This window comes from Roseateles sp. PN1 (assembly GCF_038419725.1).
Classification (GTDB): domain Bacteria; phylum Pseudomonadota; class Gammaproteobacteria; order Burkholderiales; family Burkholderiaceae_C; genus Paucibacter_A.
In genome coordinates, this window is the sequence record NZ_JBCARA010000004.1 from 448,683 (window position 1) to 461,639 (window position 12,957).

The 12,957-nt window shown below is 64.4% G+C and carries 12 protein-coding genes and 1 pseudogene; 9 read left to right on the plus strand and 4 right to left on the minus strand.

Annotated features, from left to right (window positions below):
* Positions 1–7 precede the first annotated feature (7 nt).
* From msrA to AABB87_RS09255, 6 genes are all read left to right on the plus strand, one after another.
* A complete protein-coding gene (gene msrA, locus AABB87_RS09230; RefSeq protein ID WP_341970971.1) occupies positions 8–553 on the plus strand; it encodes a peptide-methionine (S)-S-oxide reductase MsrA in 546 nt (181 codons plus the stop codon).
* Positions 550–1,236 (plus strand): ABC transporter ATP-binding protein, encoded by a 687-nt coding sequence (locus tag AABB87_RS09235; protein WP_341970942.1) that lies wholly within the window; start codon positions 550–552, stop codon positions 1,234–1,236. Before msrA ends, AABB87_RS09235 begins: the two co-directional genes overlap by 4 nt.
* The gene (locus AABB87_RS09240) at positions 1,233–2,540 is read left to right on the plus strand and encodes an FtsX-like permease family protein (RefSeq protein WP_341970943.1); all 1,308 of its coding nucleotides are present in this window, start codon (positions 1,233–1,235) and stop codon (positions 2,538–2,540) included. The genes AABB87_RS09235 and AABB87_RS09240 overlap by 4 nt, the downstream gene beginning before the upstream one ends.
* 59 nt (positions 2,541–2,599) lie before the next feature.
* Entirely contained in the window at positions 2,600–3,142 is a 543-nt protein-coding gene (locus AABB87_RS09245) for a DUF3299 domain-containing protein (protein WP_341970944.1), read from the plus strand.
* Positions 3,143–3,149: 7 nt separating this feature from the next.
* A complete protein-coding gene (locus tag AABB87_RS09250; RefSeq protein WP_341970945.1) occupies positions 3,150–3,551 on the plus strand; it encodes a hypothetical protein in 402 nt (133 codons plus the stop codon).
* 88 nt (positions 3,552–3,639) lie between these two features.
* Positions 3,640–5,775 (plus strand): TonB-dependent receptor, encoded by a 2,136-nt coding sequence (locus AABB87_RS09255; protein WP_341970946.1) that lies wholly within the window; start codon positions 3,640–3,642, stop codon positions 5,773–5,775.
* Between the two features lie 61 nt (positions 5,776–5,836).
* On the opposite strand, the gene pdxH is transcribed toward AABB87_RS09255, so the two are convergent.
* Positions 5,837–6,472, minus strand: coding sequence for a pyridoxamine 5'-phosphate oxidase (gene pdxH / locus AABB87_RS09260; protein ID WP_341970947.1), 636 nt, complete (start codon positions 6,470–6,472; stop codon positions 5,837–5,839).
* Between the two features lie 219 nt (positions 6,473–6,691).
* Between pdxH and AABB87_RS09265 the strand changes: the two genes are divergently transcribed.
* Positions 6,692–7,372, plus strand: a complete 681-nt coding sequence (locus AABB87_RS09265) for a nucleotidyltransferase family protein (RefSeq protein ID WP_341970948.1) — start codon at positions 6,692–6,694, stop codon at positions 7,370–7,372.
* A gap of 25 nt (positions 7,373–7,397) precedes the next feature.
* Here the strand turns inward: AABB87_RS09265 and AABB87_RS09270 are convergent, their stop codons facing one another.
* Positions 7,398–8,030, minus strand: coding sequence for a gamma-glutamylcyclotransferase (locus AABB87_RS09270; protein ID WP_341970949.1), 633 nt, complete (start codon positions 8,028–8,030; stop codon positions 7,398–7,400).
* 150 nt (positions 8,031–8,180) lie between these two features.
* Here AABB87_RS09270 and AABB87_RS09275 point away from each other — a divergent pair, with 150 nt between their 5' ends.
* On the plus strand, positions 8,181–9,260 hold the full coding sequence (locus AABB87_RS09275) for an amino acid ABC transporter substrate-binding protein (RefSeq protein WP_341970950.1): 1,080 nt from the start codon (positions 8,181–8,183) through the stop codon (positions 9,258–9,260).
* 30 nt (positions 9,261–9,290) lie between these two features.
* On the opposite strand, the gene AABB87_RS09280 is transcribed toward AABB87_RS09275, so the two are convergent.
* Positions 9,291–10,634 (minus strand): sigma-54-dependent transcriptional regulator, encoded by a 1,344-nt coding sequence (locus tag AABB87_RS09280; RefSeq protein ID WP_341970951.1) that lies wholly within the window; start codon positions 10,632–10,634, stop codon positions 9,291–9,293.
* Positions 10,627–12,513 (minus strand): sensor histidine kinase, encoded by a 1,887-nt coding sequence (locus AABB87_RS09285; RefSeq protein ID WP_341970952.1) that lies wholly within the window; start codon positions 12,511–12,513, stop codon positions 10,627–10,629. The genes AABB87_RS09280 and AABB87_RS09285 overlap by 8 nt, the downstream gene beginning before the upstream one ends.
* Before the next feature lie 172 nt (positions 12,514–12,685).
* Between AABB87_RS09285 and AABB87_RS23060 the strand changes: the two are divergent.
* Positions 12,686–12,957 (plus strand): annotated as a pseudogene (locus tag AABB87_RS23060) (hypothetical protein); the annotation flags it as partial.

The following is a 12,957-nucleotide window of genomic DNA, read 5'->3' on the forward strand; positions in this document are numbered from 1 at the left end:
GAGCAGTATGGATGTGTCGCCGTCAAACCTTGAGCGCATCACCTTGGGTGGCGGTTGCTTTTGGTGCCTGGAGGCGGTGTACGAGCAAGTGCGTGGCGTCCACGCGGTCGAGTCGGGCTACTGCAATGGCCTGGGCCCTCAACCCAGTTATGAGCAAGTTTGCTCTGGCAATACCGGCTATGCCGAGGTGGTGCGGGTGGATTTCGATCCCCGTCAGCTGAGCCTGCGCGAGGTGCTCGAAGTCTTTTTTGCCATTCACGACCCGACCAGCTTGAATCGCCAAGGCGCCGATGTGGGCAGCCAGTACCGTTCGGGCATCTATTTCCACAATGCCGAGCAAGAGGCTCAGGCACGCGAGGTGCTGGCCCAGGCGCAGCAGGCGCATCAAGGTCGCGTCGTGACCGAGCTGCTGCCTGAGCGAAATTACTGGGCGGCCGAGGCCTATCACCAGCATTACTTCGCCCGCAACCCGGAGCAGGGCTATTGCGCCTTTGTGGTGGCCCCCAAGGTGGACAAATTTCAGGCCACTTTTGCTAGCTTGGTGCGAGCTTGACTGTTTTGATCGAGACGCGCGGCCTGCACTACCGTTACCCGCCTGCGAGCCGTGCCGCCGCCGACACGGGGCTAACGCTGCGCTTTGCCGATATTCATTTGGCAGCCGGAGAACATCTGCTGCTGCGCGGCAAGTCCGGCAGCGGCAAGTCGACCTTGCTGGCCTTGCTGGCGGGTTTGCTGAGCCCCAGCGAGGGTCAGGTCTTGATCGCAGGCACGGAGCTGCAAAGTCTGAGCCAGCGCCGTCGGGACGCCTGGCGTGGCGAGTGCCTGGGCTTTGTGCCACAGCGCTTGCACCTCAGCAGCGCCTTGACGGTGCTGGACAACGTCACGCTGCCTTTTCTTTGCGCCGGCCTGCCGCCCGACACCGAACGGGCGAAAGGCTTGCTTCAAAGTCTTGGCCTGCAAGGCTTGGGCGGACGCAAGCCGCATCAGTTGAGCGTGGGCCAGGCCCAGCGGGTGGCGCTGGCACGGGCCTTGGTGCGCCGGCCGCGTCTACTGCTGGCCGATGAGCCGAGTGCGAGCTTGGACGACGAGCATGCTGCGCAGATGATGGCCTTGTTGATGCAGGCCGCATCGGATTCCGGCGCCTCCTTGCTGGTGGCGACGCACGACGCCCGTTTGCTGGCACAGGCCCAAGAGGCAAGCGGCTTTCAGACCCTGGATTTGGGAGCGTCGGCATGAGGCTTTGGCGCATGGCCTGGACTTATCTGTGGTCGCAACCTTTGACGGCGGCATTGAATCTGCTGCTCTTGAGCTTGGGGCTAGGCGCGATCAGCTTTGTGATCGTGGTCAGTGAGCAGCTCGACGCCGGCATGCGCCGCGATCTGCAAGGCATCGACTTGGTGGTGGGTGCCAAGGGCAGCCCGATGCAAATCATGTTGGCGGGGGTCTTTCACCTGGATGTGCCCACCGGCAATATCCCCCTCGACACGCTTGAGACTTTGCGCGCTCATCCGCTGGTGGAGCGTGCTGTGCCGCTGTCGCTGGGCGATAGCGTGCGCGGTTTTCGCTTGGTTGGCACCATCCCGCAATACCTGGAGATCGGTGGCGCACGCTTGGCCGAGGGGCGCTTGTGGGCCAAGCCCATGCAAGCCGTGTTGGGGGCGGAGGTGGCGCGGAGCACTGGCTTGACCCTGGGCCAGCAGTTCAGCAGCAGCCACGGCTTGGGTGAGCAGGGCGATGCGCATGGCGAGCAGTTGTACACCGTGGTGGGCGTGCTGGCCGCGCAGGGCGGGGCGCTGGATCGGCTGGTGTTGACCGACTTGGCTTCGGTGTGGATCAGTCATGAAACGCATCAAGCGCCGATCGCGGCGCCGGTGAAAGACGTGCAAGCCGACAAGGAGGATCACGGTGATCACGCCGATCACGACAAGAAAGGCGACGATCACGGGCCGCATGGCAAGGCCGCCCCGGTCAGCCTGCCAACCCCCACCCAGCCGCGCGAGATCACCATGGTGCTGCTGAGCTACCGCAGCCCGCTCGCCGCCATCAGCCTGCCGCGCTGGGTCAATGCGCAGCCGGGCTTGCAGGCCAGCGCACCCGCGCTGGAGACCGCCCGTTTGCAACGTATGGTGGGGGCAGGTGAAACGGTGCTGCGCGGCTTCGGCCTGGTGATGCTGATCTCGGCAGGGCTGTCGGTGTTTGTGGCGCTCTTGCACGCGGTACGCGCTCGGCAAAGCGATCTGGCCATGCTGCGCATGCTGGGGGCCAGCCCCGCGCGGGTGGCGAGTTTGATCGCGCTGGAAGCCCTGAGTTTGAGCGGCCTGGCCTGTTTGCTGGGTTTGGCTCTGGGTCACGGCTTGGCGGCAGGCTTGGGCGTCTTGATGGCGCAGCAGCAGTCCTTGGCCGTCAGCGCTTGGTGGTTTTCTTGGACCGAGTTGATGCTGCCGGCGCTGGGCCTGGGCCTGGCCTTGTTGGCCGCGGCCTGGCCGGCTTGGCGGGCTTACCGTCTGGATGTGACCGAGCTATTGCAGGCGCCGCATTGAGTGACTTTGGGCAGGTGTCCGGTGGCGCAGGCACAATGGCGGCTGAGATGAACAAGATCATGTCCCGCTTTCAATGTCGATCCGCCGCTGCGCTTGCTGGAGCCGCAGGTTTGGCCCTGGGCCTTATCGGCTCGATCACCCCGATGACCACGGTATGGGCGCAGCCTGCACCGGTGATTGGCCAGGGGCCGGGGTATCACGATCCACGCAGTCCTTTTAAGCCTTTGCAGGAAAAAGAGGGCGTGCTGACCTGGGCTTTGTTGTCCTCGGTGATGACCAAGCCTGACAAGACGCGTTTGATTCCGATTTTTCCGGCAGCTGTGCAGGCCTTGGACAAGAAGACCGTCAAGGTCCAGGGCTTCATGATGCCGCTGGAGCCGGGCGACAAGCAAAAGCATTTTCTGCTGTCTTCCGTGCCCACCTCCTGCTCCTTTTGCGTACCGGCCGGCGCCGAAGGGCTGATCGAAGTACGCACCAAAGAGCCGGTGCGCTACAGCCTAGAGCCGGTGACGGTGCAGGGCGTGTTGGCGGTGCTCAATGACGACCCTTACGGCCTGTTCTACCGGGTCAATGAGGGCCAAGCCGTGGTCAGCAAGCCCTGAGCATGCGATGAGCCGGCACCTTGATCAGCGTCCAAGCGGGCAAGCCAGAAGCATCTGGCTGGCTTGGTTGTGCGCGCTGTGCTTGCTCGCCGCTCAAGGCCTGGGTCACTGGCACCGGGTGGCCCACGCCACGGCCGGGCCTGTGGGGCAGGCTCAAGTTCAGTCGCAAATTCAGACGAAAGATGTGGGCCGTATCACCTCAGCGAGTTTGACGCTGTGGGGCCACCAACTGGGCGACAACGTGTGCTCGGTGTTCGACCATATCGCCCAAGACAACCTGCCGCATGTTGCGGCGCCGGTGGTTTTGGCCGAACTCAGCCCGCTGCGCTTTTTGCAGCAGGCGCCGGCCAGCGCTGCGGCGCAGCCATTCTGGAAGCGCGGCGCGCGCGGTCCCCCTCACTCGGCATGAACCCCAGCGATCCACTCACCAGCGGGTGAGTGGCGGTTTCATGCCTGCCACGCCGACAAGCTTCTCGGCGCTGGCTAACGAGTGATTTATGCGAACAAAAACTTTTGCGCGTCGGCCCCTGGCCGTCGGCGCCAGCCTGCTTTGCCTGGCCGGCTTTTCCTCTTTCATCGCTGCGCCAGCTTTGGCTCAGCAGGGGCCAGTGGCTCCAAACGGCAGCGCGACGGCCGCCGCTGTGGCTGGCAACGCGGCTTCGGCCGAAAAACTCGACCGTGTGGTGCTCACCGGCAACCCCTTGCGTGCGGGCGAGCTGACCCAAGCGGTCGACGTTTTGCAGGGCGACGCCCTGATCCTGCGCCGCGCCTCCAGCCTGGGTGAGACCCTGGACGGTCTGCCCGGCGTGGCTTCGACCTATTTCGGCCCCAATAGCAACCGGCCCACCATTCGCGGCCTGGACGGCGACCGGGTGCGCATGCTCAGCAATTCAGGCAGCTCGGTGGATGCGTCCAGCCTCAGCTTCGACCATGCCGTGCCGCTGGACCCTTTGGTGGTCGACCGGATTGAAGTCTTGCGCGGCGCTGCGGCCTTGCTGTATGGCGGCAATGCCATTGGCGGCGTGGTCAACACCCTGGACAACCGCATTCCACGCAAGGCCCAAGCCGGCCTGAGCGGCGCGGCCGAATTGCGCCTGGGTGGCGCAGCGGCCGAACGCAGTGGCGCTGTGGTGTTGGACGGTGGCACCGGCACCGGCACGGGCACGAGTGGTTTTGCCTGGCATGCTGACCTGGCCGCGCGCCGCGCCAGCGACCTGCGCACGCCCGAATTCACCAGCGAGGATGGCCTCAGCAAGCAGGTGCGCAATTCCGCCGCCGACAGCCATGGGGGCGCCTTGGGCGGCTCCTATGTCTTCAGCAATGGCTATGCCGGCGTGTCGGTGGATGACTACCGCAATGACTACGGCGTCACGGTGGAACCCGACGTCAAGATCAAAATGCAGCGCCAACGCCTTGCCGCCGCCGGCGAATGGCGCGCCTCAGAAGGTGACACTGCGGCCTTGTTGCAGCGCTTGAGCTGGCAACTGAGCCGCAGCAATTACGAGCACAAGGAAGTGGAGGGTTCCGGCGAGGTCGGAACCGTGTTCAAGAGCGTCGGCCACGATTTGCGGCTTGAAGCGCAGCATGGCGCGCTCGGCCCCGTCCACGGCATGGTCGGTGTGCAGTGGGAAAAGTCGGACTTCAGTGCCGAGGGCGCCGAAGCCTTGGTACCCAGCTCAAAAACCGAGAACGCGGCGATCTTTGTGCTTGAGCAATACGAGTCCGGGCCTTTCAGCCTGTCGCTCGGTGGCCGCTTGGAGTCGGTGCGGATTGAGTCCGCAGGTGACGCTGCTGGCGCCGAGCCTCGTTTCGGCCCTGCCGTAACGCAGCGCTACAAGCCGCGCAGCGCCTCGCTCAGCGCCAGCTATCGCCTGCCGCAGATCGCGCAAGGTTTGAGCCTCAACGCCAATCTCAACAGCACCGAACGGGCGCCGATGTTTTACGAGCTGCACGCCAATGGTGTGCATGTGGCCAGCGGGGCTTATGAGCGTGGTGATGCCAGCTTGGGCCTGGAAAAAGCCAAGGGTGTGGACCTGGGCCTGCAGTGGAAAACGGCCGAGCATTTGCTGCGCCTCAATGTCTACCAGACCCGCTTCTCTAGCTATATTGCGCTGGACGCTACCGGCGAGCCCGAGATCGAAGACATGCCGGTCTACGCCTTCAAATCGGTGCCGGCCACCTTGAAGGGCTTTGAGCTGGAAGGGCGTTGGACCTTGCCGGCGGCGATGTCGGCCTTCGCTGGGGCCGGTACGGTGCTGAGCTTGTCGGCCCAACTCGACGGCGTGCGCGGCGAGAACCGCGCCACCGGCGAAGCTTTGCCGCGCTTGGCGCCCCTGCGCGCCAGCTTCGGCTTGGATGCGCAGAGCGGGCTGTGGTCCGGCCGACTGGAATGGCGTCTGTCGGCCCGCCAGGATCGGGTGCCTAGTCTGGACACGCCCACGGCGGGTTACGGCCTGCTCAAGGCCAGCATTGCGCGCCAGTTCATGCTGGGCCAGTCCGACGCGCTCTGGTACTTGAAGTTGGACAACATCACCAACAAGCTGGCATACAGCGCGACCTCGGTGGCGACCATTCGCGAACTCAGCCCCATGGCCGGTCGTTCGCTGCACACAGGGGTGCAGGTTCGCTTCTGAGCTGAAAGGGCCTGACTTAGCGCGTCAGGGCGCGTCAGGGCGCGGCAGGGGACTCAAGCCATCAAGGCGCCAAGCGCTCCTTGATCCACTGCCCGCCTTCTTGGCGGTAGCACAGCCGGTCATGCAAGCGTGACCGGCGACCTTGCCAGAACTCCCAGCGCTGGGGCACCAAGCGGTAGCCGCCCCAGTGGGGTGGGCGCTCGGGGTTGAGGCCGTGGGTCATGGCGGCTTTGGCGGCATTGGTGACCAAAACGCCACGTGAGCTTATCACCTGGCTTTGCGGTGAGGCCCAGGCGCCCAGCCGGGAATCCAGCGGCCGTGAGCGGTAGTAGGCATCGGACTCGGCGCCGTCAACACGTTCGACCCGACCTTCGATGCGCACCACCCGCTCAAGCTCCACCCAGTGGAACTGGAGTGCGGCCAGCGGGCTGTGAGCCAGCTCTTGGCCTTTGCGGCTGTCGTAATTGGTAAACCAGACCAGGCCGCGCTCATCAAAGCCCTTGATCAGCACGATGCGGGTGGACGGTTGCCCGTTCGCACCGACCGTGGCCAGGGTCATGGCATTGGGCTCGGGAATCTCGCTGGCCAGGGCTTGATCCAGCCAGGTCTTGAATTGGTTCAAGGGTTGCTCGGCACTCAAGGCTTCATCGAGTTCGCCTTGTTCGTAGCTCTTGCGGAGGTCGGATAGTTTGCTCATAGGCCTTAGTATGCGACGTTTGGGCACTGCCGGGCTGGCGCCTGGGTGACGCGCTCACCAAGCCCAGCGCGCCGAACACGCCGGCAAGGCACAGTCGGTGCGTAAAACACCTTAGGTGTTGGCCCCACTTCCACGCTGGCGGCCCGGGCGGCATGCTGACGGTCAGTGCAAGCTCGGCGCTTTGATCGGGCAACACTGGGGAAAAACATAAGGTTCAGGATGAAAAGAAGGCGACCGGCGCTGGTCGTGCTTGCGGCAGGGCGCGGTATCAGATTTCACGGCCAGGGCCATAAGCTGGCGCAGCGGCTCGGTGCAGACACCGGCGGCGAGCCATCCCCCATGCCAGCCGAAGACGAGGCCTTCCAAGCCGATATCGACGATGCCTCGCGAGACACCTTGTTGTCACGCAGCCTGCGCAATGCCATGGCCACAGGCTTGCAGTTGGTGGTGGTCACGACCCCGAAGTTATTGCACCTGGTGCAGGGCTGGGTCGCGTCGGTGGACCTGGTGGTCTTGCCCGAGATGGATCAGCAGGGTCGGGCCAGCCCGGTCGGCATGGGCTACTCGATTGCGGCCGGGGTGCGCGCCAGCGGTGATGCGGAAGGCTGGTTGATCATGCCGGCCGATATGCCCTTGCTGCGCCCGAGCAGCATCTTGGCCGTGGCCGATGCGCTGGAGCAATACCCGGTGGCCTTCGCCCAGTACAAGGGCCGCCAAGGCCATCCGGTAGGTTTCAACGCCGAGCTGTATTCTGAGTTGGTTGATCTGCAGGGCGACGAGGGCGCGCGGCGCATCTTGGCCCGTTATCCCTCGCAAGCCGTGGACATCGACGATCCCGGCGTGCTGGTGGATGTGGACACGGTCGAAGACCTGGATCGCCTGCGCGGGCAGGTGGGTTGACGAGCCGCGTTCAGGCAGACTGGCCTCAGCCGATCAAACCCTGCTGCGCCGCCAAACGCAGCTGTCGCTCCAACTCCCGATCACGGATGCCGTGGGCCTGCAAGCTCCGCACCGTGCGTTGCAGATAGTCCAACGTGCTGCCGTAGCGGCCATGGGCGGCCTCAAAAATTTGCAGCAGGGCGGCATCGCTCAAGTGCGGCACCAAGCCCGGGCTTTGCCGCTCCAGCGTGAAGCTCAGTGCGCGGCGCGGGCCGTTGCTGCTCAGGCAGTTCAGCCAGCGCGGCTGATAGGAGCCCACCACCATTTCGCGGGCCCACAACTCGCACAGCACGGCCGGGCTTTGCTCCGGACTCACGCGGTAGAACAAGCCCCGGCAGCTGCCGCCCGGCAAAAGGCATAGCACCAGGCCGGGCTGGGCCGCATTGCCTCGGTTGACCAGTGAGCGCAGGCGCAGGGCGCGGTGAAAGCCGTGCACTTGGGCCGGGCCTTGCTCCATGGCTTCGAAGCCGGGCTTCCAGATCAGTGAGCCGTAGGCAAACAGCAACAGACCTTGCTGGCGGCACCATTGCTGCTCCGCCTGGCGATACAGCGCTTGGCTGCGCGCGGGCAGGGCTTGGATGATGGCCGGCAACTCGGGGTCAGGTCTTGATGGCGACATGCACCCATGCTGCCATAGCTTTGCGGGCCTTGCGTCCAGGGCGAACTGGGGGCGCATTGTCCCGTGCGAATGGCGCCGTCGCATTGCGCAAAACGCAATGGGGTTTTGCCGCTTGTCCGCCTGGCGGGCTTGGCGACAATGTGCGGCCGCATGGATAACAGACTCTTCTTCTCTCTTCACCGCCAAGTTCTGCGCTTTCGTACCGCCGGTGGCATGAGTGCGGTCCTCCTGAGTCTTCTGGGTTTGGCAACGCCCGACGTGGTTTGGGCTGCAGCTTCGCCCGCTCCTGTGGCCGCCAGTGCCGGCCCTGCGCCTGGATCACCGAGCACAGCCCCCCCAGTAGCCGCAAGCACCGTATCGGGCAATCCGGCATCGGCCCAGGCCAGCGGGGAGGGCTCCAACACCTTGCGAAAAATCCGCGACACCGGCTTGATCGTGCTGGGCTACCGGGCCGCATCGCCGCCGTTTTCCTATTTGGATGCGCGGCTCAAGCCCATGGGCTACTCGATTGATCTCTGCACGCAGATGGTGGAGGCGATCAAGCAACGCCTCGATCTGCCGGAGCTGGAAGTCAAATACCTGCCGGTCAGCTCCGCCACTCGCATGCCCTTGGTGGCCAATGGCACGGTGGATCTGGAGTGCGGCATCACCACCAACACGCTGGAGCGGCAAAAGACCCAGTCCTTCTCCCTGACGATCTTTCTGGCCCAGACCCGGCTGATGTCCAAACGCGTGGCGCCGCTGCGCAAGCTCGACGATTTGCGCGGTTTGTCGGTGGCCTCCACCATCGGCACCACCAGCATCCAGCTGCTGCATCAGGCGAATCTGAACCAGCAGCTCGGCATGCGCATTGTGGTGGGGCAAGACGACCACGACGCCTTTCGCCTGCTGCTGACCGACCGCGCCGCTGCCTATGCCATGGACGATGTGCTGCTGCGCATGTCGCAGATCAGCGCGGCGCGGCCGGAGGACTTTGTGATCTCGGACGAGGTGTTCTCGGTCGAGCCCTATGCCATTGGCCTGCCGCGCGATGACGCGGTGTTCAAGAGCTTGGTGGACGGCGTCATCGCGGGCATTTACCAGCGCGGCGAGATTCAAAGCCTGTACCGCAAATGGTTCCAGTCACCCATTCCGCCGCGCGGCATCAATCTGAATCTGCCTATGGGCGAGGCTTTTAAACGCCTGGTGCAAAAGCCCACGGACTCGGCCGACCCCACTGCTTATCGATAGTCGGCCGAGCTGTTGATGCGCTGAATCCGGTCAGCGGAACTTTTCCAGCTCAATGCCATGCCGGTGCAGCTTGTCGTAAAGCGTCTTTTTGGCCGTACCCAGCAACTCCATCGTCGCGGGAATGCGGCCCTGGCATTTGCGCAGCGCCTGTTCGATCAAGGCTTTTTCGACATGATCCATTTGCTGGGCCAAGGTGTGGCCGGGTTCGCCATCCGCTTGGGCGCTCGCGCCTTCCTGGCTGTTGATGGCCAACACAAAGCGATCGGCCGCATTGCGCACCTCGCGCACATTGCCCGGCCAGTCATGCGCCATCAACTCGCGCAGGCGTTGGGGTGAAAGCTCCGGCGCCGGGCGCTCATAACGGGCGCAAGCCTGGGCGACGAAATGCTCGAACAGCAGCGGGATATCCTCGCGCCGCTGGCTCAAGGGCGGCAGCTGCAAGGTCGCCACATTGAGGCGGTAGTACAGGTCGCCGCGGAACTTGCCTTGCTCGCTCAAGGCGCGCAGATCGGCCTTGGTGGCAGCGATCACCCGCACATTGATGGGCAATTCTTCGTTGGAACCCAGGCGCTCGACCCGGCGTTCTTGCAGCACCCGCAGCAGCTTGATCTGCAGGGCGATGGGCATGGTTTCGATCTCGTCCAGCAGCAGGGTGCCGCCGTTGGCATGTTCGATCTTGCCGATGCGGCGCTTGCCGGCCGAGGTGTAGGCACCGGGCTCGTGGCCGAACAACTCGCTCTCGAACAAGGCCTCGGGCAGGCCGCCGCAGTTGATGGCGACGAAGTTGCGGTCGCGTCGGCTGCTTTGGTCGTGCAGGCAGCGCGCCACCAATTCCTTGCCGGTGCCGGTCTCGCCCAGAATCATCACATCGGCTGAGGTGTCGGCCAGATTCAGCACCTGGGCGCGCACCTGCTGCATGGCGCTGGAGTTGCCCAGCAACACCGCCTCCACACCGCTGCGTCGCTGCAACTGGCCGCGCAACTCATCCACCGCCACGCGCAGCACGCGCTTGTCGAGCGCGCGTTTGAGGGTGTCGATGAAGCGCTCCGGCGCGAAGGGCTTTTCCAGGAAATCGTAGGCACCCACCCGCATGGCTTGCACCGCCATGGCCACATCGCCGTGGGCGGTGACGAGCACGACGGGAATGTCGGGGTCGGTCGCCACCACATGGTCCAGCAGGCCTAGGCCGCTCATGCCGGGCAGGCGCACATCGGTGGCCACCACGATTTGCGCGCCGGCTTGGATATGGGGCAGGGCCTCTTCGGCGCTGGCGCAGGCGCAAACCTCAAGGCCTTCCAGCTCCAGGGTCTGGGTCAGGCTGGCGCGCACCGGTGGGTCGTCTTCGACGAACAAAATCTTGTAACCCTCAAACATGGGACTCTTTCGGGCTCAGGGCCAAATCAAACTCAAACGTCATACCGGTGGCCGGCGGCGGGTTGTTGCGGGCGCGCAGTTGGCCGCCAAATTCGTGCACGATTTTCGATGAAATCACCAGGCCCAGCCCCAGGCCTTGGCCGGCGGGCTTGGTGGTGAAGAAGGGTTCAAACAGGCGCGGCAGCAAGTCCTCGGGCATGCCCGCGCCGCTGTCGCTGATCAGCAGGCTCAGGCGCGCCTCATGCATGTCGGTGTAGATGCGCAGCGTCTTGCTCGCGCTGGTTTGCATCGCGTCGACCGCATTGCCGATCAGATTGACCAAGACCTGCTCCAGGCGGTTGCCGTCGCAGCTCACCCGCAGTTGCTCGCTAACTTCAATTTGCAGCGTCACCTGCTCGGCCTGAATGCGGTGCTGCAGCAGGGTGCGCGCACCCTGAATCGCCGCCAGCAGCGAGACCGGCGCCTGCGCGGCCTCGGCCTTGCGGGCGAAGCTCTTGAGCTGACGGGTGATGGCGGTCATGCGCTCGACCATGGCGTCGATGGCACGCAGGTTCTCGGCCACCGTGCTGTTGCGGCCTTTTTCCAGCAGCAGCAGGCTGTTGCGGGAGAGGGCGCGCAGGGCCGTCAGGGGTTGGTTGATTTCATGCGAGATGCCGGCCGACATCTGACCCAACACCGCCAGCTTGCCGGCCTGCATCAGCTCGTCCTCGGCCTGCAGGCGCTGATTGATCTGATGCTTCAACTCGCTATTGCTGTGCCGCAGTTCCTGGGTACGCTCGGCCACTTGTTGTTCCAGCTCGCTGTGGGCTTGCTTCAAGGCCTCGCTGGCGCGGAACAGTTGCTCCAGGGCGCGCCGACGATAGGCCAGGTACAGCAGGAGCAAGCCCAGGCTGGCGCCCACGGCCGCGCCGCCCCAGGCTGCGTAGCGCGCATGGCGCCAGACCTCGCTGGGGTCAGACAGGGTGACCAGGCGCAGGGCCAGCGGCACGATGGGCCGTTCTTGTGCCAGCAACGGGCGGCTGCGGGTCTCGCCGTCGAGCGCGGGCACTTGCACCAAGCTGGTGTTCTGTTGGTTCAAATCCTCGGTGGCCAGGGCCAGATCGGGGCCCAGATGGCTGGCATAGCGTCCGCTGGCCAGCAGCTCAGCGTGTTTAGCAGCGCTGCCCCGGTTGAGTAAGCGGTACTTCCAAGCCGGCACCGAGGACATGATCACCACATCATTGCTGTCCACCACCAGTAGCTTCTCGCCCTGCGAGCGCATGCCTTGATCCACCCAGGTCGCCTCCAGCGGCGCCAGGTTCAGCATCACCACCACTTGGCCAACCACACGGCCATCGCGTTGCAGGTTTTGGCTGAGCAAGTAGTCGGTGCTGGCATTGGCCTCGTTGGCGGCAAAGAACTGGCCGCTACCGGCGCCGATCTGCTTGCCCAGGCGCCGCATCAAGGCCTCGGCCGGTGGTTCTTGCTTGGGCAAGGCGGCATGGCTGCTGGCGTAGTCGTCGCTGGAGGCGATCACTCGGCCATGGGTATCGCAGATAAAGATCAGACCCAGGCCAGCGCGGACATTGATGCGCGCGAGTTTGCGGCTGGCACGCTGGCGGGCGGCGGCATCGCCGGGCTGTGCCACCGCAGTCATCAAATCTTGGTCAATCGCGATCAGGCTGGGCAGATAGTCGTAGCGTGCCAGCTGAGCTTCCAGGCTGGCGGCGTAGAGCTCCAACCGTTCGGCGGCCACGGCGGCGAGTTGCTCCATGCCGGCGCGCTCGCTCAGGCTGTGGCCGATGTTCAGGCCCAGCGCGATCAAGGCCAGGGTGAGGCTGGCCACGATGCTGGGATGGCTGAGCCGATTGCGCCAGCGTTGGCCGGAAGTTGAGTGCAAAAGTAAGTGGGGCTTGGGCATTAGCCCGCCAGTGTGCCTAAAGCTGGCGCCGCTGTCGCGCAGTGCGCAAGCGTGAATGCGCCACGCCGGGCATGGTTTTGGGCGAGGCCGGGGAGGGTGTTGTGTGAGATTCCGCACTCGCCGGCTAGCCCCTGTGTCGAATTCCGCCCGAATGCCGGCGCCGAGGCTGCTGGGGCGGCGGCCGCGGCATAGGGCGCCCTCGGTGAATACCCGCGCTGCGCGATTTTTGGCACGTGGATTGCAAACCTTTGACGCAGATCAGCGCGGCAACCCTGTTGTCGCTTCCCGAAAAAAAGCAGCAAAGGACTCAAGCATGGAAACTTTTATGCAACAGATCATCAATGGTCTGGTGCTGGGCAGCATGTATGCCCTGGTGGCCCTGGGGTACACGATGGTGTACGGCATCGTCAACTTGATCAATTT